Raw genomic sequence first — 20,771 nt, forward strand, 5'->3', positions numbered from 1 at the left:
ACGCACACCGGTGCTACAGTTACATCCAGTGAAACTGACGGGAACACCACATACCCGCAGATCCTTTAAAATCCGTCCTGTGAGGCGGGAAAGGAGACAATCGTGGTGCAAGAACCCGTGCGCAAAGCACGCACCGTGATGTCCGAATCGGATATAAATCGGGTCCTCACCCGCATCGCCCACGAGATCCTCGAGGGCAACCGCGGCGTTGAGAACCTGCTCATTTTAGGCATCCCACGCCGCGGTGTCCCGCTGGCCAATCGCCTGGCGGCCAAACTGGCAGAAATTGACCCAGCCTTCATCATCGAAGAACGCAGCGGGCAACTCGACATCACCCTCTACCGGGACGATCTGGCCCGCGCCGGATCGCGAGTACCCGCATCCACCATCATCCCGCCAGCCGGTGTTGATGACGCCGTGGTCGTACTCGTAGACGACGTCCTGTATTCCGGACGCACCATCCGCGCAGCCCTGGATGCACTGTCTGCCATCGGGCGGCCACACACCGTGCGCCTAGCGGTCTTGGTTGACCGAGGGCATCGCCAGCTGCCCTTACGTGCCGACTATGTGGGCAAGAACCTACCAACGGCGTCATCCGAACACGTCCGGGTCCATCTGGCCGAAATTGACGGCGACGAAGACTACTACACCACTGACCAAGTACAAATCGTGGATGTGATGGACTAATGCGACACCTACTGGCAACCAGAGACTTGTCCTATGACAACGCGCTAGCAATCCTCGACACCGCCCAGGAAATGGCCACGGTCTCGGATCGCTCCATCAAAAAGCTCCCGACCCTTCGCGGCCAGACCGTCGTCAACCTGTTCTTTGAAGACTCAACCCGCACCCGCACCTCCTTTGAAGCCGCAGCCAAGCGCCTGTCGGCTGACGTATTGAACTTCGCGGTCAAAACCTCATCGGTGTCCAAGGGGGAGTCCCTGAAGGATACCGTCCAAACCCTTGAAGCCATCGGTGGCGATGCGATCGTTATGCGCCACTGGGCCTCCGGCGCCGCCCAACAGCTCGCGAATTTCGGTTGGTCATCATCGGCGGTCATTAACGCCGGCGATGGCACCCACGAACACCCAACCCAAGCGCTGCTGGATGCGTTCACCCTACGCAACCGTCTGTATGGTACCGAAGCCACCGGCAAAGACCTCAACGGCCTGCACGTGGTGATCGTCGGCGACATCCTGCACTCCCGGGTGGCGCGTTCAAATGTGTGGTTACTGCACACCCTGGGGGCCAAAGTCTCATTGTCCGGGCCACCGACCCTCATGCCGGTGGGTGTCAACACCTGGCCGGTTGACGTCAACTACGACCTCGATGCTCTGCTGGCACAACGTGTCGACGCCGTCATGATGTTGCGCGTTCAAGCCGAGCGCATGGCCGGAGCCTTTTTCCCCTCACCAGCCGAATACACTCGCGGCTGGGGGCTGACCAACGACCGGTATCAGACCATTGCCGGAACCGACACGCTGATCATGCACCCGGGGCCCATGAACCGCGGGTTAGAGATTTCCGCGGCAGCCGCCGATTCAGCACAAAACACCGCACTTGAACAAGTTGCCAATGGCGTCTCTGTGCGCATGGCAGTCCTCTACCTGCTCCTGGCAGGCCAACTAGGGCAATGAAAGGCCAATTAATGACTCATACCTATGTGATTACCGGTGGCACCACCCCCGACGGCGTGCAGACCGACGTGGCCATTGACGCCAACGGCAGCATTGCCCAACTTGGCCAACAACTTGCCACCGACGGCGCCGAGGTAATCGACGCTACCGGCAAGATTGTGCTGCCCGGACTTGTAGACCTGCACACCCACCTCCGCGAGCCCGGCAACGACGACGCCGAAACCGTAGAAACCGGTACCCGAGCCGCAGCCAAAGGCGGATTCACCGCCGTTCATGCGATGGCCAACTCCAACCCGGTGGCCGACACCGCCGGTGTCGTAGAACAAGTGCACCGACTCGGTCGCGCTTCTGGCTGGACCGACGTCTACCCGGTGGGGGCCGTAACCGTAGGCCTGAAAGGCGAACAGCTGGCCGAAATCTCCGCCATGCACGATTCGGCCGCCAAGGTCACCATGTTCTCCGATGACGGCATGTGCGTCTGGGATCCCGTGTTGATGCGCAGAGCCTTGGAATACGTGAAATCCTTCGACGGATTCATCGCCCAACACGCCCAAGAACCGCGCCTGACCGAGGGCGCACAGATGAATGAATCTGCACTCTCATCGGAGCTCGGCCTGGCAGGCTGGCCCGCCGTCGCCGAAGAATCCATCATCGCCCGAGACGTATTGCTGGCCCAGCACGTAAATTCTCGTGTACATATTTGCCACGTCTCCACCGCAGGATCGGTTGAGCTGATCCGCTGGGCCAAATCCCAAGGCATCAACGTCACCGCCGAAGTCACCCCGCACCACTTATTACTCACCGAGGACTACGTCAAAACCTATGACCCGGTCTATAAAGTGAACCCTCCACTGCGCAAAGACTCCGACGTCCACGCGCTGCGCCAAGGCCTGGCCGATGGCACGATTGACACGGTTGGCACCGATCACGCACCACACACCGCAGAGACCAAACAATGCGAGTGGGTCGTAGCAGCCATGGGCATGACCGGACTGGAAACCGCACTGCCCGTCATTCAGCACACCATGATCGACACCGGCCTGCTCGACTGGCATGCGGTTGCACGTGTGATGTCGGTCAATCCGGCACGCATTTACCGCCATGCCGACCAGGGCCAACTCACAGACACCGGTAGTCTGGTACAGGGCGCAGTGGCGAACCTGGCCATCTACGACCCAAGCCACACCTTTGTGGTCAACCCGGCCCAGCACGCTTCAAAATCCGCCAACTCGCCGTATAAAGACATGGAGCTGTCCGGACAAGTAACCGACGTGTTCTATCGCGGACACCGCGTCGTTGCCGAGGCCGAGCTGACCACACCGTACCAACACAGCTAATAAGGAAGCGCCAGTTTTGGACGAGACAACATTTATTGTCACCCTGACCTCAGCCATTGTTGTGCTGATGATCCTCGGGATCATCTTCGGACGTCGCAACCGCACCAAACGACAACAATACGTCCCTATACCGCATGAGGTTCCTGCAGCACTGTTGGAAAAACAACCACAAACCGCTGTAGAAGGCACCTATGTCTCGACCGTGTTGGGCCAAGAACTCCTAGAACGCGTGACCGCCCACCGCCTGGGCAACCCCGCCGAAGCACAAATCGAAGTGCATCACGACGGCGTTGCTCTGCTGCGCGCTGGTGAACCCAATATCTTCATCCCCACCGCAGACCTCGTCACGGTCTCCACGGTTTCGGGCATCGCCGGCAAATTCGTTGAAAAAGACGGAATCCTGGCCATCACCTGGAACCTCGGCGACGTCGAAGTCACCACCGGACTGCGCATCGAATCCATCACCGCACATCAACAACTTCTCACCGCACTAGAACAACTTACGAACGGAAGGCAGACCGCATGAGCGCATCAGCCAAACTTGTCCTGGCAGATGGCACCATCTACGCCGGCACCACCTATGCAGCAACCGGTACCGTCTTTGGGCAGCTGGTCTTTGACACCACCATGACCGGTTATCAGCACAGTCTGACCAACCCAGCCAATGCACACACGCTGATGGTCTTGACCTTCCCGCACATCGGTAACGTCGGTGTCAATGACGCCGAAGCCGAATCAAACGCGTATTGGCCAGCCGGCGTGATCATCCGCGAACCGGCCCGGATACGGTCCAACTGGCAGTCAGAACGTGACCTGGACGCTGATCTCACCGCCGCCGGTGTGGTCGGCATCGCCGGAATCGACACGCGAGCACTCACCCGACGCATCGCTGGCGCCGGGCAAGTGGCCGCCGGGATATTTGCCGGTGACGACGCCCAAGCCGCCGACGCCGAGCTGGTCGCCCAAGTCCAGAACTGGTCACAACCTGCCACCGAACAACTCCTGGCTGAAGTCACCACCGGCACCGCCTACGAGGTCGCCGCCGATACACCGCAACACACCGTCGCGCTGATCGACCTGGGCGTGCGCCGTTCCACCATCAATCAGCTGGTGCAGCGTGGCAACACCGTCAAGGTGCTACCGGCAAGCGCCACCGCTGACGATATCGTGGCAGCCAAGGTTGACGGCGTGGTCTTCTCCTCTGGCCCAGGTAACCCAGCAGAAGCCACCGCACAAATCGACCTTGCCACCGCCCTGCTGGATGCCAAGACCCCACTATTGGGTATCGGGCTAGGCCACCAGATTATCGCTCGGGCACTGGGATATGACACCGCATTGCTAGCCCAGGCCCAGCGTGGTCCCAATCAGCCGGTCTATGATGTGGCCTCCGGGCAGAGCATCATCACCTCCCAGAACCACCAGTACGCCGTCGTCGCCCCGCAAGGCACCGCTACCGCACCGAACGCCACCTACGGCGAGGTGACCGTGACCCAGTACAGCCTCAACGACCAATCAGTCGAAGCGCTACGCGCCGAGGCGCTGCCGGTGGTCACCGTGCAGTACTACCCAGAAAACACCGCCATTACCGTAACCGAAGCACACCCGGTCTTCGATACGTTCGCAGTCCTGATGGCCACCGGAAAATAAGACTTTAGGAAACACCAGATATGCCAAAACGCACAGATCTCAAATCCGTATTAGTCATCGGCTCCGGTCCCATCGTGATCGGCCAGGCCGCCGAATTCGACTACTCAGGAACCCAAGCCATCCGGGTGCTCAAAGAAGAAGGCATCCGCGTGGTGCTGGTCAACTCCAACCCGGCCACCATCATGACCGACCCGGAAATGGCCGATGCAACCTACGTTGAGCCCATCACCGCCGACGTCGTCGAGAAAATCATCGCAGCCGAGCGCCCCGATGCGATCCTGCCGACCCTGGGCGGGCAAACCGCACTGAACACCGCTATCCAACTGGATGAACGCGGCGTATTAGAAAAATACGACGTCGAACTCATCGGCGCCAACATTGCCGCGATCGAATTGGGCGAAGACCGCGAACAGTTCAAAGGTGTTGTTGAACGTTGCGGTGCCGAATCTGCCCGCTCCGTGATTGTTCACTCCATGGATGAGGCCCTGGAAGCCTCCAAGGAACTGGGCTACCCAATGGTCGTGCGCCCATCATTCACCATGGGTGGACTCGGCTCGGGCATGGCCTATAACGAAGCCGACCTGCACCGCATCGCCGGCGCTGGCATCCAGTACTCTCCAACCTCCGAAGTCTTATTAGAAGAATCCATCCTGGGGTGGAAAGAATACGAATTCGAAATGATGCGCGACAGTGCTGACAACGTCATCGCATTGTGCTCGATCGAAAACTTCGACCCGGTGGGCGTGCACACCGGAGATGCCATCACCGTGGCACCAGCTGTGACCCTAACGGATACTGAATTCGCCAAGATGCGCGACATCTCCATCAAGATCATCCGTGAAGTCGGCGTGGCCACCGGTGGCTGTAACATTCAGTTCGCCGTCAATCCCGAAGACGGCCGCATCGTCGTCATCGAAATGAACCCCCGCGTCTCGCGGTCCTCGGCACTTGCTTCCAAAGCCACCGGGTACCCTATCGCCAAAATCGCGACCAAACTGTCGCTGGGCTACACCCTGGATGAGGTGCTCAACGACGTCACCGGCACCACAACCGCCGCGTTTGAACCGGCACTGGACTATGTGGTCGTCAAAGTCCCGCGCTTTGCGTTTGAGAAATTCCCGGCCGCTGATGCCACCCTGACCACGACCATGAAGGCCGTGGGCGAGGTCATGTCCTTTGGCCGCAACTTCTCCGAGGCCCTGCAAAAGGCGCTGCGCTCTTTGGAACAGACCAACGACGCCGAACTGGATTTCACCGTGCCAGACGCCGCAGAAGTTGCCCAGCTACTGGAAGCCGCGAAAACTGCCACGACATCGCGTCTAGGCCAGATCCAGCGTGCACTGCTTGGGGGAGCGACCCCACAGGAGATCTTTGACATCACCATGATCGATCCGTGGTTCATTGATCAGTTGGTGTTGATCAATGAAGTGGCCACCGATATTCGCAACGGCGATGAACTGACCAAAGACCTGCTGATTCACGCCAAACGCCATGGCTTTTCCGATCAACAAATCGGCCAGCTGCGACATATGGACGAGGCCGTCGTCCGCGGCGTCCGCCACGCGCTGGGCGTGCGTCCGGTCTATAAATCCGTTGACACTGCCGCCGGTGAACACCTCGCTCAGGCGCCGTACCACTACTCGTCCTACGACGGCACCGAAACCGAAATCACCGAACACACCCGACCAACCGCGATCATCCTGGGCTCGGGACCAAACCGCATTGGTCAGGGTGTGGAGTTCGACTACTCGTGTGTGCACGCGACCATGGCCATGCAACAGGCCGGCTATGACACCGTATTGGTCAACTGTAACCCGGAAACGGTTTCGACCGACTCGGATATGTCCGATCGTCTGTACTTCGAACCCTTGACACTGGAAGACGTGCTGGAAATCATCCACGCCGAAGAACAAACCGGTCCGGTCGAAGGAGTCTTTGTCCAGCTCGGTGGGCAGACGCCGTTGAAGCTGGCCCAAGATCTCGCCGATGCTGGCGTGACTATTCTGGGTACCTCACCGGAAGCCATTGATCTGGCCGAACACCGCGGCCTGTTCTCCCAGGTGCTACAAGAAGCCGGACTGACCGCACCAAAGAACGGCACCGCGGTTTCTTTTGAAGATGCCAAGGCCGTTGCCGATGAAATCGGCTACCCGGTGCTGGTGCGTCCATCCTATGTGCTGGGCGGCCGCGGTATGGAAATCGTCTACGACGAAGCCCAGCTGGAGTCCTACATTGAAAACTCCACGGCAGAAATCACCGCCGAACACCCGGTGCTGGTTGACCGGTTCCTCGACGACGCCATCGAGATCGACGTCGATGCCCTGTATGACGGCCATGAACTGTTCATGGGCGGCATTATGGAACACATCGAAGAAGCCGGGGTGCACTCTGGTGACTCCGCGTGTGTCCTGCCCCCAACCACACTGGCACCCGATGTGTTGGCCCGGGTGCGTGAAGCAACCGAAGCCATCGCCAAGGGCGTGGGCGTGCGCGGTTTGATCAACATCCAATTCGCGCTGGCCGCTGATATCCTCTACGTCATCGAGGCCAACCCGCGTGCATCTCGGACCGTGCCATTCGTTTCGAAAGCCACCGGTGTGGCACTGGCGAAAGCTGCAGCCAAGATTGGTGTCGGATCTACCATCGCTCAACTGCGTGAAACCGGGGATCTGCCGGCCACCCACGACGGCTGGTCGCTGCCGCTTGGCGCGCCGATCGCCGTCAAAGAAGCCGTTTTGCCATTCACCCGCTTCCGCACGCCCGAAGGCCGCGTTGTGGACTCCCTGCTGGGACCAGAAATGCGTTCGACCGGTGAGGTCATGGGCATCGATAAGTACTTCGACACCGCCTATGCCAAATCTCAAGACGCCGTTGGCGGCCGTTTGCCAACCGGTGGACGCGTGTTCGTGTCGGTAGCCAACCGCGATAAACGTGGCATCGTGGCCCACGCCAAACGTCTGACTGATATGGGCTTTGAGCTCGTGTCAACCGGTGGAACAGCTGATGTGCTGGCTCGCAACGGCATTACCACAGAGATCGTGGACAAGATCACCAGTGATGTTGAAACCACCGGTGAAACGATCCTGGACCAATTAGAAGACGGTCGCGTAGATCTGGTGATCAACACCCCATCGGGTTCTGACGCCCGTGGTGACGGTTACGAGATCCGAGCCGCTGCGAACTCGCTTGGTGTGCCACTGGTGACCACCTTGGCCGCGGTCGGTACCGCGCTGCAGGCCATCCAGGCACAGCGTGAGTACTCCTGGGACGTCACCAGCTTGCAAGAACATGATCGCCGTTTGGCCGAAGTCATCAAGAACCAGCAGTAGGAAGCCATGTCACAGCCATTTGGAAGTCGTCTTGCCCAAGCCATGGACCACCACGGTCCACTGTGTTTGGGTATCGACCCACACCGCCAGTTGTTGAACGCCTGGGGTCTCAATGACGACCCGGCTGGGCTGGCAACCTTTTCTAAAATCGTCATCGAAGCCGCATCCGAAACCACCGGAGTCGCTGCCCTGAAACCACAGGTCGCACTCTATGAGCGGTTCGGCTCGGCGGGCTTCGCGGTATTGGAAGAGACACTGCAGTTGGCACGTGAAGCAAACATCCTCACGATCGCCGACGCCAAACGCGGCGATATCGGATCCACCATGGAAGGGTACGCACAAGCGTGGCTTGCTGACGGGTCAGCATTAGCCGCTGACGCGGTGACCCTGACGGCATACTTGGGCTATGAATCGTTGCGTCCGGCAATCGATCTAGCCTTATCCCATGACAGGGGTGTGTTCGTCCTGGCCTTGACCTCGAATCCCGAAGGGGCATCTGTTCAACATCTTGGTCCCCAAGGTGACTCCGTTGCCAAGAGAATTGTCGATGCCACAGCGCAAGATAATGCAACGGTCACAGGCCTTGGATCCATCGGATTAGTCATTGGCGCAACCGTTATAGACGATGCCAAAGCACTCAATATTGATCTGGTTAGGGCAAACGCGCCCATTCTTGCACCAGGGTACGGGGCTCAAGGCGCACAGGCAGCAGATATGCGGGAGGGCTTCGGCGAGGCTTGGAAGAACGTCCTAGTCAACTCGTCACGTGGCATCTTGCAACACGGGCCCGAAGTAGCGGACCTTAAGTCGGCTATAGACGACGCCCGCAAAGACATCAATGTGAAGTAGAATACATTTCACTAGGTAGAACAGGTCAAACACCCTGGTGGTTACAGACCTCCTGGGGTGCGACTGTCCTCACCGTTACGCTAGAAACGGGCACGAAAGGGCAAAGCCAATGGTTCTCAAAGATTTGACACCCGCCGAACGTCAAGCCGCTCGACAAAAAGCGCTCGATGCCAGGACGACACGGGCAAAAGTCAAAGCGGACTTCGCTGATGGAAAGCTGACACTGGCAGAGGTTTTTGAACGATCTGACACAGACGAGGCTGTCGCCCGGATGCGTACCATCGACCTTCTCACCGCCATAAAAGGTATTGGTGAGATCCGTGCCCAAAGCATTATGGAACAGTGCGAGATTTCTTTGAATCGGCGTCTGCGCGGTCTTGGTCACCGGCAGCGTCACGCACTCATCGATGCCCTAGGCCGGTAGAAAAAATCCCACATAAATCGGCGGTCTCTTTTGTGAGATCGCCGGTTGTTGCGCTAATCTACACGTATCGCATTAGAGCGCAATCCACCCAGAAACACCACGAGGAACATCTTGCCTGATCAGACGCCACCGGTCATTCCCGGGCCCCGAGATTTGACCTTGCGTCCTGAACACGCAGGAACACGACCTGCCGTAACCGTGTTAGCCGGTCCAACCGCCGTCGGCAAAGGCACCGTGAGTCAATACATCCGGGAGCACTACCCACAGGTCTGTCTTTCCGTGTCAGCTACCACCCGGGAGCCGCGTCCCGGTGAAATTGATGGTGTGCACTACTCATTTGTGTCCCATCAACAATTTGACGAACTCGTTGAACAAGGCAAGATGTTGGAATGGGCACAAGTCCACGGCCAGAATAAATACGGCACGCCCCGTTCCATGGTCGAAAATGCCTTAGCAAAAGGACAACACGTCCTGTTGGAAATCGATCTACAGGGGGCTCGCCAAGTGCGACAGACCCTGCCAGAAGCTACTTTCGTGTTTCTGGCACCACCCAGCTGGGAAGAATTAGTGCGCCGCCTCGTTGGACGCGGCACCGAATCAGCCGAGGAACAGCAGCGCAGATTAGAAACCGCTAAACTAGAACTTGCTGCAGAACCAGAATTTGACGCCGTGATTGTCAACGATACAGTTGGACAAGCATCTGCCAGGCTGGTAGAAGTCATGCAATTGACTACACCGCAGCAGTAGCCGCGGCAAAAAACAAATACATCCACAATCTCCGGTCGCTCCGGAGAAATTTATTGGAGAGTCAGTGACTGAACAAAAAATTGAAGGTATCGTCAACCCATCGCTCGATGAGCTCATCGACAAGGTTGACTCCAAATACGCTCTGGTGCTTTTCGCTGCACAGCGCGCCCGCCAGATCAACGCCTACTACTCCCAGCTGCATGAAGGGCTCTTCGAATACGTTGGCCCACTCGTGGACACCGAGCTCAACGAAAAGCCCCTGTCGATTGCACTACGTGAAATCGATGACGGGCTGCTAGAAATGAAGCCGGTTGAAGAAGTCCGTGCTGCAGCCGCTGATGAACTGGCCGAAGAATTCCCAACCTTCGAATTGCCAGCCAACGAAGACGATCCCTTCGCACTGCCAGAAGAACCTGCAGCCGGCTCCGAGGACTAACACCACATACCCAGAGGCTTGAAGAGGGGATCCATGCGGATTGTACTAGGCGTTACCGGCGGTATCGCCGCATATAAGGCTGCACTCCTACTGCGACTTATGACCGAAGACGGCCATGAGGTCCACGTGGTCCCCACCGATTCGGCCCTGAAATTCGTTGGCAAGCCTACTTGGGAGGCCCTATCGGGCCAACCGGTGTACAACGATACGTTCGAAGCCGTCGAAGACGTCAACCACGTGCTGCAGGGACGTAGAGCCGATGTAGTCGTGCTTGCGCCAGCAACAGCCAATTCAATCGCCAAAGCTGCCGCAGGTCTAGCTGAAGATCTCCTGGGCAATATCCTGCTGACGGCCACAGTTCCGGTTGTCATGGCTCCGGCCATGCACACCGAAATGTGGGAAAATCCTGCCACTAAAGCCAACGTGGCGACACTGCGCTCGCGCGGTGTGCACGTTATAGAACCAGCCGTTGGGCGTCTGACCGGCGTTGATACCGGCAAGGGACGCTTTCCTGATCCCGAAGACATTTGGGCCCAGACACAACAGATCGTTGCCCAAGCTCAGACCGGGGACCAACTTGCTGGCAGATCAGTTGTGATCAGTGCCGGCGGGACCCGCGAAGCGCTTGACCCCGTGCGGTATTTGGGGAATCGGTCCTCCGGTAAACAAGGTGTAGCACTGGCAAAGGCTGCTGCTGCACAGGGTGCACAGGTCACGCTGATTGCCGGGGCCATGGATGTCCAGGCGCCGACTCACCCCAATATCACCGTCGTGCGTATTGAGTCCACGCGGGAGTTGCTGGACGCCGTACTGGAACATGCTCAACATCAGGATGCTCTGATTATGGCGGCGGCTGTTGCTGATTTCCGACCGGCCAGTGCCACCAACGAGAAGATTAAAAAACAAGACGACGCTTCGGCTCCAACGATTGTTCTTGAACAAACCGAAGATGTCTTACGTACCAGCGTAGAACAACGTGCCGCAGGTCAACCGCTGCCACGAGTCATCGTAGGATTTGCTGCTGAAACCGGCGACGAGACGACCAGCCCACTGGAATACGGGCGTGCCAAGCTGCAACGCAAGGGTTGCGAAATACTGGTCGTCAATGAAGTCGGTGTTGGCAAAGTCTTTGGCCAAAACGACAACGACGTCACCATACTGTTTGCCAACGGACGCGAAGAGCTCTCCGTTCAAGGCAGCAAAGATGTGGTGGCCGAAGCGATTATTGAACAGCTTGCTGTCGCATTGGCATAGAGTTTTACGATCCGTGAACTGTAGCCTTGTCGAGGCTGTCTGAGGGGGTAAACTCTCATACTGTGACTGCTAAAGATACTTCTTCCATGTATGAGCCCTACGAGGGCATCGGCGACGGCCAACTTCGGTTATTTACCTCTGAATCCGTGACCGCCGGCCACCCCGATAAAATTTGTGACCAGATCTCCGATGCGGTGCTTGATGCCATCATCGCGCAAGACTCCAACGCCAAGGTTGCAGTCGAGACCCTGGTGACTACCGGACTGGTCCAGGTCGCCGGGGAGGTCAATACTTCCGCATACGTTGAAATCCCAGATATCGTGCGCCAGACCATCTTGGACATCGGCTACAATTCCTCAGCTAACGGCTTTGACGGTGCCACCTGCGGTGTCAACATTTCTATCGGACAGCAGTCATCCGACATTCACCACGGTGTCTCCACATCGCTGGAAGCCCGTGACGGCTCCGTCGATGAAATCGACAAACAAGGTGCCGGCGACCAAGGCATCATGTTCGGCTATGCCTCCAATGAAACCCCGGCACTCATGCCCGCCCCGATCTACCTGGCCCACCGGCTGTCCGAACGCCTTACCACCGTGCGTCAACAGGACAACTCACCGATGCCATACCTGTTGCCAGATGGCAAAACTCAGGTCACCATTGGCTACGATGAACACCACGTGCCACAGTCCGTTGAAACCGTGGTCTTATCCACCCAACACCTAGCCGATGTTTCTCAGGAACAGCTCCACGCCGATGTGATCGAACATGTTATCAGACCTGTGCTGGTCAATTTTGGTCTGAATTCTGACAACGCTGAATTCATCATTAACCCCTCCGGTCCATTTGTTATCGGTGGACCAGTTGGTGACGCTGGCCTGACCGGCCGGAAGATCATCGTTGACACCTACGGTGGCATGGCTCGCCACGGTGGTGGTGCCTTCTCGGGTAAAGACCCATCGAAGGTTGACCGCTCGGCCGCATATGCCACCCGCTGGGTTGCTAAGAACATCGTTGCAGCAGGTTTAGCCGCCCGCGCTGAAGTCCAGGTCGCCTACGCGATCGGCAAGGCCCGTCCAGTTGGCCTGTACGTGGATACTTTCGGCACCGAAAAAGTCAGCCACGAACAAATCGTCAACGCCATCAACGAAGTCTTTGACCTGCGCCCAGCAGCCATCGTCCAAGACCTCCAGTTGCTGCGCCCCATCTACCAAGCCACCGCCGCCAACGGTCACTTCGGTCGCGAACTGCCAGATTTCACCTGGGAACGCACCGACAAAGTCGATCAGTTGCGTGCCGCGGTAGGCTGGTGATGTGCCACAAACAGATGCTTTATTCGACCTACCGGAACACCGGGCGACCCTACCGCCGGCACCTGATGGGTGGCCAAAACAACCGGTAGCCAAAATCCTGCTCGAAGCACCGGTACTGCATCTGGACCGGCACTTCGACTACCTGATCCCCAAAGAACTCGATGCTGCAGCCCAACCTGGGGTTCGAGTAAAAGTCCGGTTTGGGCACCAGCAGCTCTTCGGGTGGCTCATCCGGCGCACCGACACCATTGAGACCGCAGCGCGTCTGACGACCATCAAAACGGTTGTCTCCGCACTGCCCGTACTCGAAGCCAAGGTGTTTGAGCTGGCACAACAGATCGCGCAACACTATGGATCCATTACCGCCGATGTGTTGCGCGTCGTGGTGCCTCGTCGTGTCGCCGGGGTGGAACGCGAAATCGCAGAGCAAATAGCAGATCACAGCATCCCGGCACCGCCGCCCATCCCCGAAGCCAAAGAAGCACCGCTCACCGATAGCGGTGCACCAGATTTCCGGTGGGATCTACTCGACGGTGCCGAACAACTCTTCACCCCAGAACACCACGGCCACTATGCACTCACGCTACCCAGCGCTCATGGGAGCTGGGATGCGATGGGTGTCCTTGCTGATGCCGCACATCGACTGGCCGCCAGCCAACAAAACACGCTCATTGTCGTACCAGACCATAAACACCTCTCCAGGCTGCAACGTCACCTTGAGGATCGGATCGGGTCGCGTGCTTTTGTCATGCTCAGCGGCGAACAGGGCAATACCGCCCGCTACCGGTCGTTTTTGAAAATCCTGACCGGCCAACACCGAGTAGTGATCGGTACCCGCTCGGCCATCTGGGCCCCCCTGGAACACATCGACGCGATCGTGGTGTGGGAGCCCACCAGCGAGCATCTCATTGAACCGCGCACGCCGTATTTCCATGTCCACACCGTGGCACGGTTCCGCGCGTCCCAACACGGAGCTCGGCTGGTGCTGGCCTCCACCTCACGAGCGCTGGAAATTCAACACCTGGTTGCCAACGGACAACTCCAACAAATCGGTGCGGATCGACCAACACGCAAAGCTCTTGCGCCCAGGGTCGTGGCTACTGCTGACTCATTTCATGCCGAGCGCGACCCACTGGCCCAGATCGCCCGCATCCCACACCTGGCGCACCAAACAGCCCGTGAAGCCCTCGATGGCAAACACGGACGCCCCGGACCCGTCCTAGTACAAGTCGCTCGCGCAGGCTTTATCCCCGGACTATTCTGTACCAACTGCGGTGAATCAGCCCGGTGTCGACACTGCACTGGCCCACTTGGATTCACCGATCGGTTTGCCGTCGAACGCCACGAGGCGACCTGCCGTTGGTGCGGCATCAAAGAACGCCATTTTGCCTGCACCAACTGCGGTGGTCGACAGCTGCGTGCCGGAGCTCGCGGCGTACGCCGTACTGCGGATGAATTGGGGCGCGCTTTTCCCATGACACCTGTGATGTCATCCTCGGCTGACCACATGCTTGTCACCGTGGGGGAGCAGCCGGCCATTGTTATTGCCACCCCAGGTGCCGAACCGGTCGCCACCGACGGTTATGCCGCAGCACTCCTGCTCGACGGCGATGCACAACTCCAGCGAGAAGGACTCAATGTCCCAGAGCAGGTGCTTGGCCACTGGATGCGAGCCGCAACGTTAGTGCGGCCTTCCACCCAAGGTGGCACCGTCGTCGTGACAGCAGAATATGACGACGCCGTGGCAGCACTTGTTCAAATGAATCCCATTGCCTGGGCCACCCGTCAACTGGCACAACGTCAACAATTGGGTCTACCTCCTGCCATGCGTGTGGCCGAGTTGATCGGACCATCCCATGAGGTACAGAAAACGATTCGGAATACTCCGCTGCCGTACCAATCGGAAGAGTCTCCGTGGATCGGGCCGGTGCCGGTGGATGAAGCTACGCATCGAGCGCTGTTATTCTTCCCGGATCATGTCGCAGAACAGGTCGTGGGAGCACTAAAAACGACTCGTGCACAACTTTCGGCGCGCGGGGAGACAACCTCCGTGCGCTTGCGCATAGATCCCACCGATGTGCTGTAAGCCATTGGTGGAACGGGGCGCTCATAAGCCTCAGGCCGAGCGCTCTGGCTTCTCAACAGAGGACTGCGCCGTGGGATGCAGCGCTGACCAGTCACACTAGATCGTCGACCTGTCCAATGAATTCCCTCTTCTTGATGAACCGCCCAATATTGTCGATTTGGCCCATATCGACATGCTCCAGGCGATGTGAAGCGCAACCAAGGTCACAGGGGTTTTCAGGAGTCTTCGGTATTTTCAATCTGATCGAACGCTGCCGAGAGTTCATCCTCACCCGGTAAACCTTTTTTCTCATCCGTTGGTAAGGACTCATAGGTGTAGGTTGCCACTGCCATGGGCGAGTCTGACCGGCTGAGGGCATAGCGGACGCTGTGGTCGTTTTTGCTGCCGCAGATGAGGATGCCAACCGTCTGGTTATGTGCTTCGCGTTTGAGCTGATCATCGACGACTGCTACATAGAAATTCAGCTTGCCCGCATATTCGGGCTGGAATTTGCCGGTTTTGAGTTCGATGACGAAGTAGCGCAGCTGTTCGACATGAAAGAACAACAAATCGATGTAGTAGTCGTCCCCACCGACTTCGATGTGGACTTGGCGTCCTACGAACGCAAAACCAGGTCCCAGCTCACGCAAAGTCTCAACGATTCGATCGGTCAGCGCTTGTTCGACATCCCGTTCGGCGACTTCGCCAGACAAACCCAGAAACTCGAAAGCATATGGGTCTTTGGCCACTTGCTGTGTCAGCTCGGATTCGGCAGCGGGTAGGCGTTGAGGGAAATTCGACGGCGCGGCACCGGTGCACTCGATCGTATTGTTTTTGATCATGTTCAGCAACACATTGCGTGACCACCCGTATTCCACGGCTGCAGCCGCATACCACCGCCGTGCTTCATGGCTTAAAGGCTTGTCTAACAGGGTCCGAATGTGGCCCCAGGGTCATTGCGCCACAGGCTGTGGCGCAATTTGTTCCACGTTCCAATGCCGCGCAAAAGTGGTCATGTATTGAAGGTTGCGAGGCGAGAAGCCCCGCATATCAGGGAACTCGGCCCGTAGGTCTTCGGCGAGCCGTGCGATGACTTTGCTGCCCCAGCCCTGTGCTTCTTGCCGCTGCAGAATCTCTTTGCCGATGGATCAATACAGTTGGATCAGTTCGGTATTAATTGTGCGCCGAGCCTGGAGCTGGGCTTGGTGTACACGCTGTTTGAGCGCTTCAAGAGTCTGGCGGTAGTCGTTGGGAAGAGCAAGATCTGCAGAAGCCATGTTCTTATTCTCCAGCCTGGCCTTATCGTCCATGCGCGTATGTCGTAGTACCGGTCTGGGTAATGGCCGCGCCACCATGAACCAATGGGAACATGACAGCCGAACTACCTGTCAGATTCCCGAGGTGTCCCTCTTGGCTCGTCTGCCGTGGCGTTTCACAGCTTCGTTCATCAGCACGAGCATCATGATGAGCAAGCCCACACCGGCTATCGGTACCAGGTCAAGTGGCAGAGTAGCAAAGCTGCCAAACTCACCGGAGGATTGCCCGTCGGGTAACAGCTCTTCGAAGTACGCCAGAACCCGATCTTTATCCTTCGGGGCAAATTTCCGACCACCATCTGGCCGCGGGGCATTTGTCACGATTTCTACAACGGCGGACCTCAGCGGTGTGGGTGCGAACAAATTGCAGATTCGCCTCCACGTAGCCGGCCACCTTGGCACTAACTGTAGGCGCCACGGATAGCCGTGTTTCAATGGCTGATCCTGCACGAGTGTAGACATCGAGGACCACGTGTTGCAGTAAATCGTCTTTGCCATCGAAGTAATAGAGCACGACACCTTTGCTCACTTGGGCTCGGCGTGCGATTTCTGCTAGTGAAGCCCCCGAGTAACCCACCTCCGACAACGTGTCGATGGCACAGCCAATGATCTATGATCGTCGAACTGATTCAGTGAATGTCGGAGCTTTATTAGAAGGTTCTAACCGTATGACCAAATCCGGCACGAGAGGTCAGAGTCGACAAGAAAAATGTGATATTTTTCTCCAACTCTGATGAGTTGTTGGGCAAATATGTGGCCAGGTAGTGAGGGGGACAGTCGCCTTGGTGCATCGTGGGGTGGTGACAGCGCTCGCAGAAGACAGCGTACATCTAGTGATCTGCAGATGCGTTAGAAGGGGCCGACAGTCGGTAGGTACGGATGCGTCTGACGTGCTGGGATGGCAGCTGTTTATCTAGATAGTTCAAGTGCGTCAACAACTTCAGCGACGCGTGCTCGTTGACTGTGCGACAGGCCTTGGATCGGCAATGGCAAACTCTGGTACGGCACCAGACCCAGGTATTCGGCGATTGCTGCGGTCACGCGCAGGCTTCCACCGAATCCTGTAAATAGGTTCCATAACGGGGTCAGGCGTTGAGCTTCTTGCAGCGCGTCGTCGTTTCGGTGTTGTTGTATGGCTCTTGTGATGGCCAGTGCGAGATCGGGTAGCGTCCCGCCAATCACTGAATACCATGCATCACAGCCCGCAGTGAGACCATTGGCTGCAAACGCGTCGCCTGACACCCCAATGGTGACGTGATCAGGAATGATGGCTCGTATCGCGGTGACATGCTCGCGTGCTTTCGCCGGTTCGGCTGGTACTCCAGGGATCCTGAGTGATGCGATGCCCGGCAACGCTGCGATACGTGCGTAGAGCTCGGTGCTGAACGTGAAATGCGTGGTCCCAGGATTGTCGTAGACGATGATGGGCGAATCGGTATGTTGTGTCACCGTGTCAAAGAGCTCCAAGACATCGTGTTCGGTCAGTGGCTGGTAGGTCATCGGAGCCAAGAGCAAGCCAGCGACTCCGGCACGTTGTGCGCTGTCAATATTCGTAAGGATCTGCGATGTCCGAAGCGCCCCAATGCCAACGAACACCGGTGTGGTTCCTGCGTGTTCGACTGCTAAGTGCGCGATGCGATCACGTTCATGGGCAGTCAGATAGGCGTAGGAGCCAGTGGATCCAAGGACGGTGATGGAATCGACGCCTGCTGTAGATAATCGCTGTATCAAGCCGACAAAAGCAGCCTCGTGGATCTCGTAATCTGCTAGTGGGGTGAGTGGGAATGCGCTGAGACCAGTAAATAATGACATGTGGATTTCCTCGTGGGGTCAGGCCTGAGAAGTTCTGTCGACTCAATCTACCGTCTACATAGGCACCTGTAGCCGTTTGCCATGGGGTTGCGAGGTTTTGATCTGCCATGCCATGGCGTATCGTTGGGCTGACTAATCTGAAGAGCGATCACTGGGGGTTCCATGAGGATTCCGACAACGATGCGAGCAGCCGTGATCCACGACCACGGCGGGTACGAAGTCCTCGAGGTCAAAGACGTCGACGTGCCATCCGTACAGCCCGGCGAGGTCCTCATCGAAGTTCGTTCTGCCGCATTGAATAATACCGACCTGTGGACCAGACAAGGTGCATACGGTAGCCCCGAGAATCCCAACGCCTTGTCAGGCTGGCGGGGACCCATAACCTTCCCACGCATTCAAGGCGCCGACGTCGCCGGACGGGTGGTTGCAGTCGGTAGCGCTCAAGATGAACAGCTCATCGGCGCCAGAGTGGTCATTGATCCGGCAATCTATGACACTGCCAGCCCAGATGCCAACCCTGTGGGCCTGATGGGTAGCGAGCGCGATGGCGGATATGCCCAATATGTCACCGCACCAACCGCACGAGTCCACGACATGACAGATGCCCCGTTGACCGACGACCAGTTGGCAACGCTGCCCACCGCCTACGGCACGGCCCTGGGCATGATGGAGCGTGGAAGAGTACAAGCGGGGCAGACCGTCTTAGTCTCGGGCGCTTCCGGCGGTGTAGGACTGGGGCTGGTGCAACTGGCTCGCGCTCGCGGTGCTCGCGTATTGGCCATCAGCAGTGGTTCAAAACGTAAAGCTGTCCAACAGGCCGGTGCGCATGAAGTCCTCGACAGGGCGTATAGCATCGTCGAACAGGTCCACGCTGTGGCACCACAGGGTATCGATATTGGACTTGATGTGGTCGCCGGTGACCTGCTCCGTGATGGCTTGCCGCTGCTCAAGGAAAGTGGCCGGTGGGTCGTGTCGGGAGCACTGGGCGGTTACGATGTGCGCTTTGATGTCCGTCGTCTGTATTTACACAATGCACAGCTCATCGGATCCTCCATGCACACGCCAACACACTTTGACTTATTGATGCAGCTGGCTCGTAGCGGTGCCGTTGATCCCGTGATTGCAGCTGCCTATTCGCTGGACGACGTGCATCAAGCGCAGCAGACGCTGGAACGCCGGACGCACGTAGGCAAAATCGTGTTACATCCGTGGCCATAACATCCTAGAGAATCCGGCAGGTTACACAACATCGCCTGTCAGCTAGGCTAGGAGACAAGCTGCGGAGGTGACCTATGCGACGCCGTATCATGATCGGGCTAGGCATTCTAGTAGCCCTGGCCGGATTGCTGGTCGTGATGCTCATGGGCATAGCGCGCGGATGGAATCTGGGCGGTATCGTCTGGATGGTGCTGAGCTGTCTGTTCATTATTGGGCTCACGGTGCGCTGTATCCGTGCGGCACCCGGACGGCGCATGCGCGAGACCTTCGGCCCGATCGTGGATGCCGGGGATGTCTACCAGAAGCATCTGATGGGGCGCCCGACAGCACAAGAAAGTCTCTACGAAGCATCCAAGTTGATCCCGCGCGATAAATACAGTTCTGAAGAAAGGCCAGAACGGTGAGCCGCTACTAAGCATCCGTCAGGCGAGACACCATCAACACTGCCACGGCACCCGACCGTTCGTAATGCATCAGGTGTCCGGTGTGCTGCAAAACGTACGTTTCGACGTCGTCGGTGGCCAACACCTCGGCCAGGACTGATATATCCTGCGGGGATGACAGCTCGTCGTCGGCGCCACCAATCATGGTCACCGGCACACACAAGCGATCAGCGAAATCAGCCACCGTGTGCGTGATGGAGGCCTGATAAGCCTCCAACAGCGTTGCCGGGGAGTCAAAGCCGGAGAAGTATGCCTGGTGCTGATCATGGGTATAAGCCAACACGCGAGGATCATCGGTTTTGGTCATGAACGCGCCGGTGGCCCACACAATAAGCTTATTTCCCAGCAGGCGACGCCCCACCGCTGACGGCAACGCCGCACAGAGCCGATAAAACCCATCGGTCACCAGCGTTGCGGCACGGTCCACCGGTGTTCCAGCGTCCAGGGCTGGTTTGGCAATCGGATTCAATAACACCAGGTGCGGGTAATCCACCGCGTCGGCAGCCACCGCGGCGGCTGCAGTGACTGACCCAAAAGAGTGGCCCACCAGGATAGGGGAGGTCATAGACTTGGCGATCTGGTTGACGATGTGCCCATAGTGTTCAACGCTGTGGGGGGCATCAGGCATCGCGCCCGAAACACCAAACCCCGGCAGATCAGGCACCCAGACCTCATATGGGGTCAACCCATCGACAATCAGCTCCAGCCCGTGGTGATCGCCGCGGAACCCATGCACCGCCAGTAACTGCGGTGCACCAGGCGGCCCGGGGTATTTGAACACGGCCACCTCAAAGGGCACCCCTGAGACCGGGTCGGTGACCGTCACCCCGAATCGCTGAGGATCCCGCTGGACGTGTCCGGTTAATACGGCGCGGTCACGAACTAAAAACCGCGGTCGCAACCGGGCGGCAATCCCATCACTCATAGCGACCAGTCTATAGATT

General features: G+C 57.9%; 22 protein-coding genes. 15 read left to right on the forward strand and 7 right to left on the reverse strand.

Features of this window, described 5'->3' with window-relative positions:
• Positions 1–138: 138 nt before the first annotated feature.
• The 13 genes from pyrR (at position 139) to A6F49_RS07870 (ending at position 15,059) form a co-directional block, all read left to right on the forward strand.
• Positions 139–687: a bifunctional pyr operon transcriptional regulator/uracil phosphoribosyltransferase PyrR gene (gene pyrR, locus A6F49_RS07810; protein ID WP_043058020.1), complete on the forward strand. Its 549-nt coding sequence runs from the start codon at positions 139–141 to the stop codon at positions 685–687.
• Entirely contained in the window at positions 687–1,637 is a 951-nt protein-coding gene (locus A6F49_RS07815; protein WP_043057941.1) for an aspartate carbamoyltransferase catalytic subunit, read from the forward strand. Before pyrR ends, A6F49_RS07815 begins: the two co-directional genes overlap by 1 nt.
• Positions 1,638–1,648: 11 nt before the next feature.
• Complete coding sequence (locus tag A6F49_RS07820; RefSeq protein ID WP_043057942.1) at positions 1,649–2,974, forward strand: dihydroorotase; 1,326 nt, start codon at positions 1,649–1,651, stop codon at positions 2,972–2,974.
• Between the two features lie 16 nt (positions 2,975–2,990).
• Positions 2,991–3,500 (forward strand): PH-like domain-containing protein, encoded by a 510-nt coding sequence (locus A6F49_RS07825; protein WP_052504872.1) that lies wholly within the window; start codon positions 2,991–2,993, stop codon positions 3,498–3,500.
• Positions 3,497–4,621, forward strand: a complete 1,125-nt coding sequence (gene carA, locus A6F49_RS07830) for a glutamine-hydrolyzing carbamoyl-phosphate synthase small subunit (protein ID WP_043057943.1) — start codon at positions 3,497–3,499, stop codon at positions 4,619–4,621. Before A6F49_RS07825 ends, carA begins: the two co-directional genes overlap by 4 nt.
• A 20-nt stretch (positions 4,622–4,641) precedes the next feature.
• Positions 4,642–7,950 carry a carbamoyl-phosphate synthase large subunit gene (gene carB, locus A6F49_RS07835; protein ID WP_043057944.1) on the forward strand — a complete coding sequence of 1,103 codons (3,309 nt, stop codon included), beginning with the start codon at positions 4,642–4,644 and terminating at the stop codon, positions 7,948–7,950.
• A 6-nt stretch (positions 7,951–7,956) separates the two neighbouring features.
• Entirely contained in the window at positions 7,957–8,799 is an 843-nt protein-coding gene (pyrF, locus tag A6F49_RS07840) for an orotidine-5'-phosphate decarboxylase (protein ID WP_043057945.1), read from the forward strand.
• Positions 8,800–8,908: 109 nt separating this feature from the next.
• A complete protein-coding gene (gene mihF, locus A6F49_RS07845; protein WP_043057946.1) occupies positions 8,909–9,223 on the forward strand; it encodes an integration host factor, actinobacterial type in 315 nt (104 codons plus the stop codon).
• A 135-nt stretch (positions 9,224–9,358) separates the two neighbouring features.
• Positions 9,359–9,970 (forward strand): guanylate kinase, encoded by a 612-nt coding sequence (gmk, locus tag A6F49_RS07850; RefSeq protein WP_043058022.1) that lies wholly within the window; start codon positions 9,359–9,361, stop codon positions 9,968–9,970.
• A gap of 64 nt (positions 9,971–10,034) precedes the next feature.
• Positions 10,035–10,406, forward strand: coding sequence for a DNA-directed RNA polymerase subunit omega (gene rpoZ / locus A6F49_RS07855; RefSeq protein WP_043057947.1), 372 nt, complete (start codon positions 10,035–10,037; stop codon positions 10,404–10,406).
• A gap of 33 nt (positions 10,407–10,439) precedes the next feature.
• Positions 10,440–11,660, forward strand: coding sequence for a bifunctional phosphopantothenoylcysteine decarboxylase/phosphopantothenate--cysteine ligase CoaBC (coaBC, locus tag A6F49_RS07860; RefSeq protein WP_043057948.1), 1,221 nt, complete (start codon positions 10,440–10,442; stop codon positions 11,658–11,660).
• An 86-nt stretch (positions 11,661–11,746) separates the two neighbouring features.
• Positions 11,747–12,973, forward strand: coding sequence for a methionine adenosyltransferase (metK, locus tag A6F49_RS07865; RefSeq protein ID WP_082911661.1), 1,227 nt, complete (start codon positions 11,747–11,749; stop codon positions 12,971–12,973).
• 1 nt (position 12,974) lies between these two features.
• On the forward strand, positions 12,975–15,059 hold the full coding sequence (locus tag A6F49_RS07870; protein ID WP_052504873.1) for a primosomal protein N' family DNA-binding protein: 2,085 nt from the start codon (positions 12,975–12,977) through the stop codon (positions 15,057–15,059).
• 215 nt (positions 15,060–15,274) lie between these two features.
• Here A6F49_RS07870 and A6F49_RS07875 read toward each other — a convergent pair whose 3' ends face one another.
• The 6 genes from A6F49_RS07875 to A6F49_RS07885 all read right to left on the reverse strand — a co-directional run bounded on the left by A6F49_RS07875 (position 15,275) and on the right by A6F49_RS07885 (position 18,166).
• Complete coding sequence (locus tag A6F49_RS07875) at positions 15,275–15,880, reverse strand: PDDEXK nuclease domain-containing protein (RefSeq protein WP_327019958.1); 606 nt, start codon at positions 15,878–15,880, stop codon at positions 15,275–15,277.
• Positions 15,881–15,991: 111 nt separating this feature from the next.
• On the reverse strand, positions 15,992–16,183 hold the full coding sequence (locus A6F49_RS18960) for a DUF1016 N-terminal domain-containing protein (RefSeq protein WP_327019959.1): 192 nt from the start codon (positions 16,181–16,183) through the stop codon (positions 15,992–15,994).
• Between the two features lie 3 nt (positions 16,184–16,186).
• The gene (locus tag A6F49_RS18590; protein ID WP_268751183.1) at positions 16,187–16,315 is read right to left on the reverse strand and encodes a hypothetical protein; all 129 of its coding nucleotides are present in this window, start codon (positions 16,313–16,315) and stop codon (positions 16,187–16,189) included.
• A 111-nt stretch (positions 16,316–16,426) separates the two neighbouring features.
• Complete coding sequence (locus A6F49_RS18195) at positions 16,427–16,675, reverse strand: hypothetical protein (protein WP_043057949.1); 249 nt, start codon at positions 16,673–16,675, stop codon at positions 16,427–16,429.
• Positions 16,623–16,940 (reverse strand): TetR/AcrR family transcriptional regulator, encoded by a 318-nt coding sequence (locus tag A6F49_RS18845; protein ID WP_407643832.1) that lies wholly within the window; start codon positions 16,938–16,940, stop codon positions 16,623–16,625. Before A6F49_RS18845 ends, A6F49_RS18195 begins: the two co-directional genes overlap by 53 nt.
• Before the next feature lie 323 nt (positions 16,941–17,263).
• The gene (locus A6F49_RS07885; protein ID WP_043057950.1) at positions 17,264–18,166 is read right to left on the reverse strand and encodes a dihydrodipicolinate synthase family protein; all 903 of its coding nucleotides are present in this window, start codon (positions 18,164–18,166) and stop codon (positions 17,264–17,266) included.
• A gap of 162 nt (positions 18,167–18,328) precedes the next feature.
• Between A6F49_RS07885 and A6F49_RS07890 the strand changes: the two genes are divergently transcribed.
• Both A6F49_RS07890 and A6F49_RS07895 read left to right on the forward strand, forming a co-directional pair.
• Complete coding sequence (locus A6F49_RS07890; protein ID WP_043057951.1) at positions 18,329–19,384, forward strand: zinc-binding dehydrogenase; 1,056 nt, start codon at positions 18,329–18,331, stop codon at positions 19,382–19,384.
• Positions 19,385–19,458: 74 nt separating this feature from the next.
• Positions 19,459–19,788 (forward strand): hypothetical protein, encoded by a 330-nt coding sequence (locus A6F49_RS07895; protein ID WP_043057952.1) that lies wholly within the window; start codon positions 19,459–19,461, stop codon positions 19,786–19,788.
• A gap of 7 nt (positions 19,789–19,795) precedes the next feature.
• Here A6F49_RS07895 and A6F49_RS07900 read toward each other — a convergent pair whose 3' ends face one another.
• Positions 19,796–20,752, reverse strand: a complete 957-nt coding sequence (locus tag A6F49_RS07900) for an alpha/beta fold hydrolase (RefSeq protein WP_043057953.1) — start codon at positions 20,750–20,752, stop codon at positions 19,796–19,798.
• Positions 20,753–20,771 lie beyond the last annotated feature (19 nt).

This window comes from Enteractinococcus helveticum (genome assembly GCF_001657475.1).
Taxonomy (GTDB): Bacteria; Actinomycetota; Actinomycetes; order Actinomycetales; family Micrococcaceae; genus Yaniella; species Yaniella helvetica.

Excerpts from the sequence above, each read along its gene's own strand:
- pyrR (WP_043058020.1), top strand. The coding sequence starts at position 139 with ATGTCCGAATCGGATATAAATCGGGTCCTCACCCGCATCGCCCACGAG.
- A6F49_RS07815 (WP_043057941.1), top strand. The coding sequence starts at position 687 with ATGCGACACCTACTGGCAACCAGAGACTTGTCCTATGACAACGCGCTA.
- A6F49_RS07820 (WP_043057942.1), top strand. The coding sequence starts at position 1,649 with ATGACTCATACCTATGTGATTACCGGTGGCACCACCCCCGACGGCGTG.
- carA (WP_043057943.1), top strand. The coding sequence starts at position 3,497 with ATGAGCGCATCAGCCAAACTTGTCCTGGCAGATGGCACCATCTACGCC.
- carB (WP_043057944.1), top strand. The coding sequence starts at position 4,642 with ATGCCAAAACGCACAGATCTCAAATCCGTATTAGTCATCGGCTCCGGT.
- pyrF (WP_043057945.1), top strand. The coding sequence starts at position 7,957 with ATGTCACAGCCATTTGGAAGTCGTCTTGCCCAAGCCATGGACCACCAC.
- mihF (WP_043057946.1), top strand. The coding sequence starts at position 8,909 with ATGGTTCTCAAAGATTTGACACCCGCCGAACGTCAAGCCGCTCGACAA.
- coaBC (WP_043057948.1), top strand. The coding sequence starts at position 10,440 with ATGCGGATTGTACTAGGCGTTACCGGCGGTATCGCCGCATATAAGGCT.
- metK (WP_082911661.1), top strand. The coding sequence starts at position 11,747 with ATGTATGAGCCCTACGAGGGCATCGGCGACGGCCAACTTCGGTTATTT.
- A6F49_RS07875 (WP_327019958.1), bottom strand. The coding sequence starts at position 15,880 with ATGATCAAAAACAATACGATCGAGTGCACCGGTGCCGCGCCGTCGAAT.
- A6F49_RS18590 (WP_268751183.1), bottom strand. The coding sequence starts at position 16,315 with ATGGCTTCTGCAGATCTTGCTCTTCCCAACGACTACCGCCAGACTCTT.
- A6F49_RS07885 (WP_043057950.1), bottom strand. The coding sequence starts at position 18,166 with ATGTCATTATTTACTGGTCTCAGCGCATTCCCACTCACCCCACTAGCA.
- A6F49_RS07890 (WP_043057951.1), top strand. The coding sequence starts at position 18,329 with ATGAGGATTCCGACAACGATGCGAGCAGCCGTGATCCACGACCACGGC.
- A6F49_RS07895 (WP_043057952.1), top strand. The coding sequence starts at position 19,459 with ATGCGACGCCGTATCATGATCGGGCTAGGCATTCTAGTAGCCCTGGCC.
- A6F49_RS07900 (WP_043057953.1), bottom strand. The coding sequence starts at position 20,752 with ATGAGTGATGGGATTGCCGCCCGGTTGCGACCGCGGTTTTTAGTTCGT.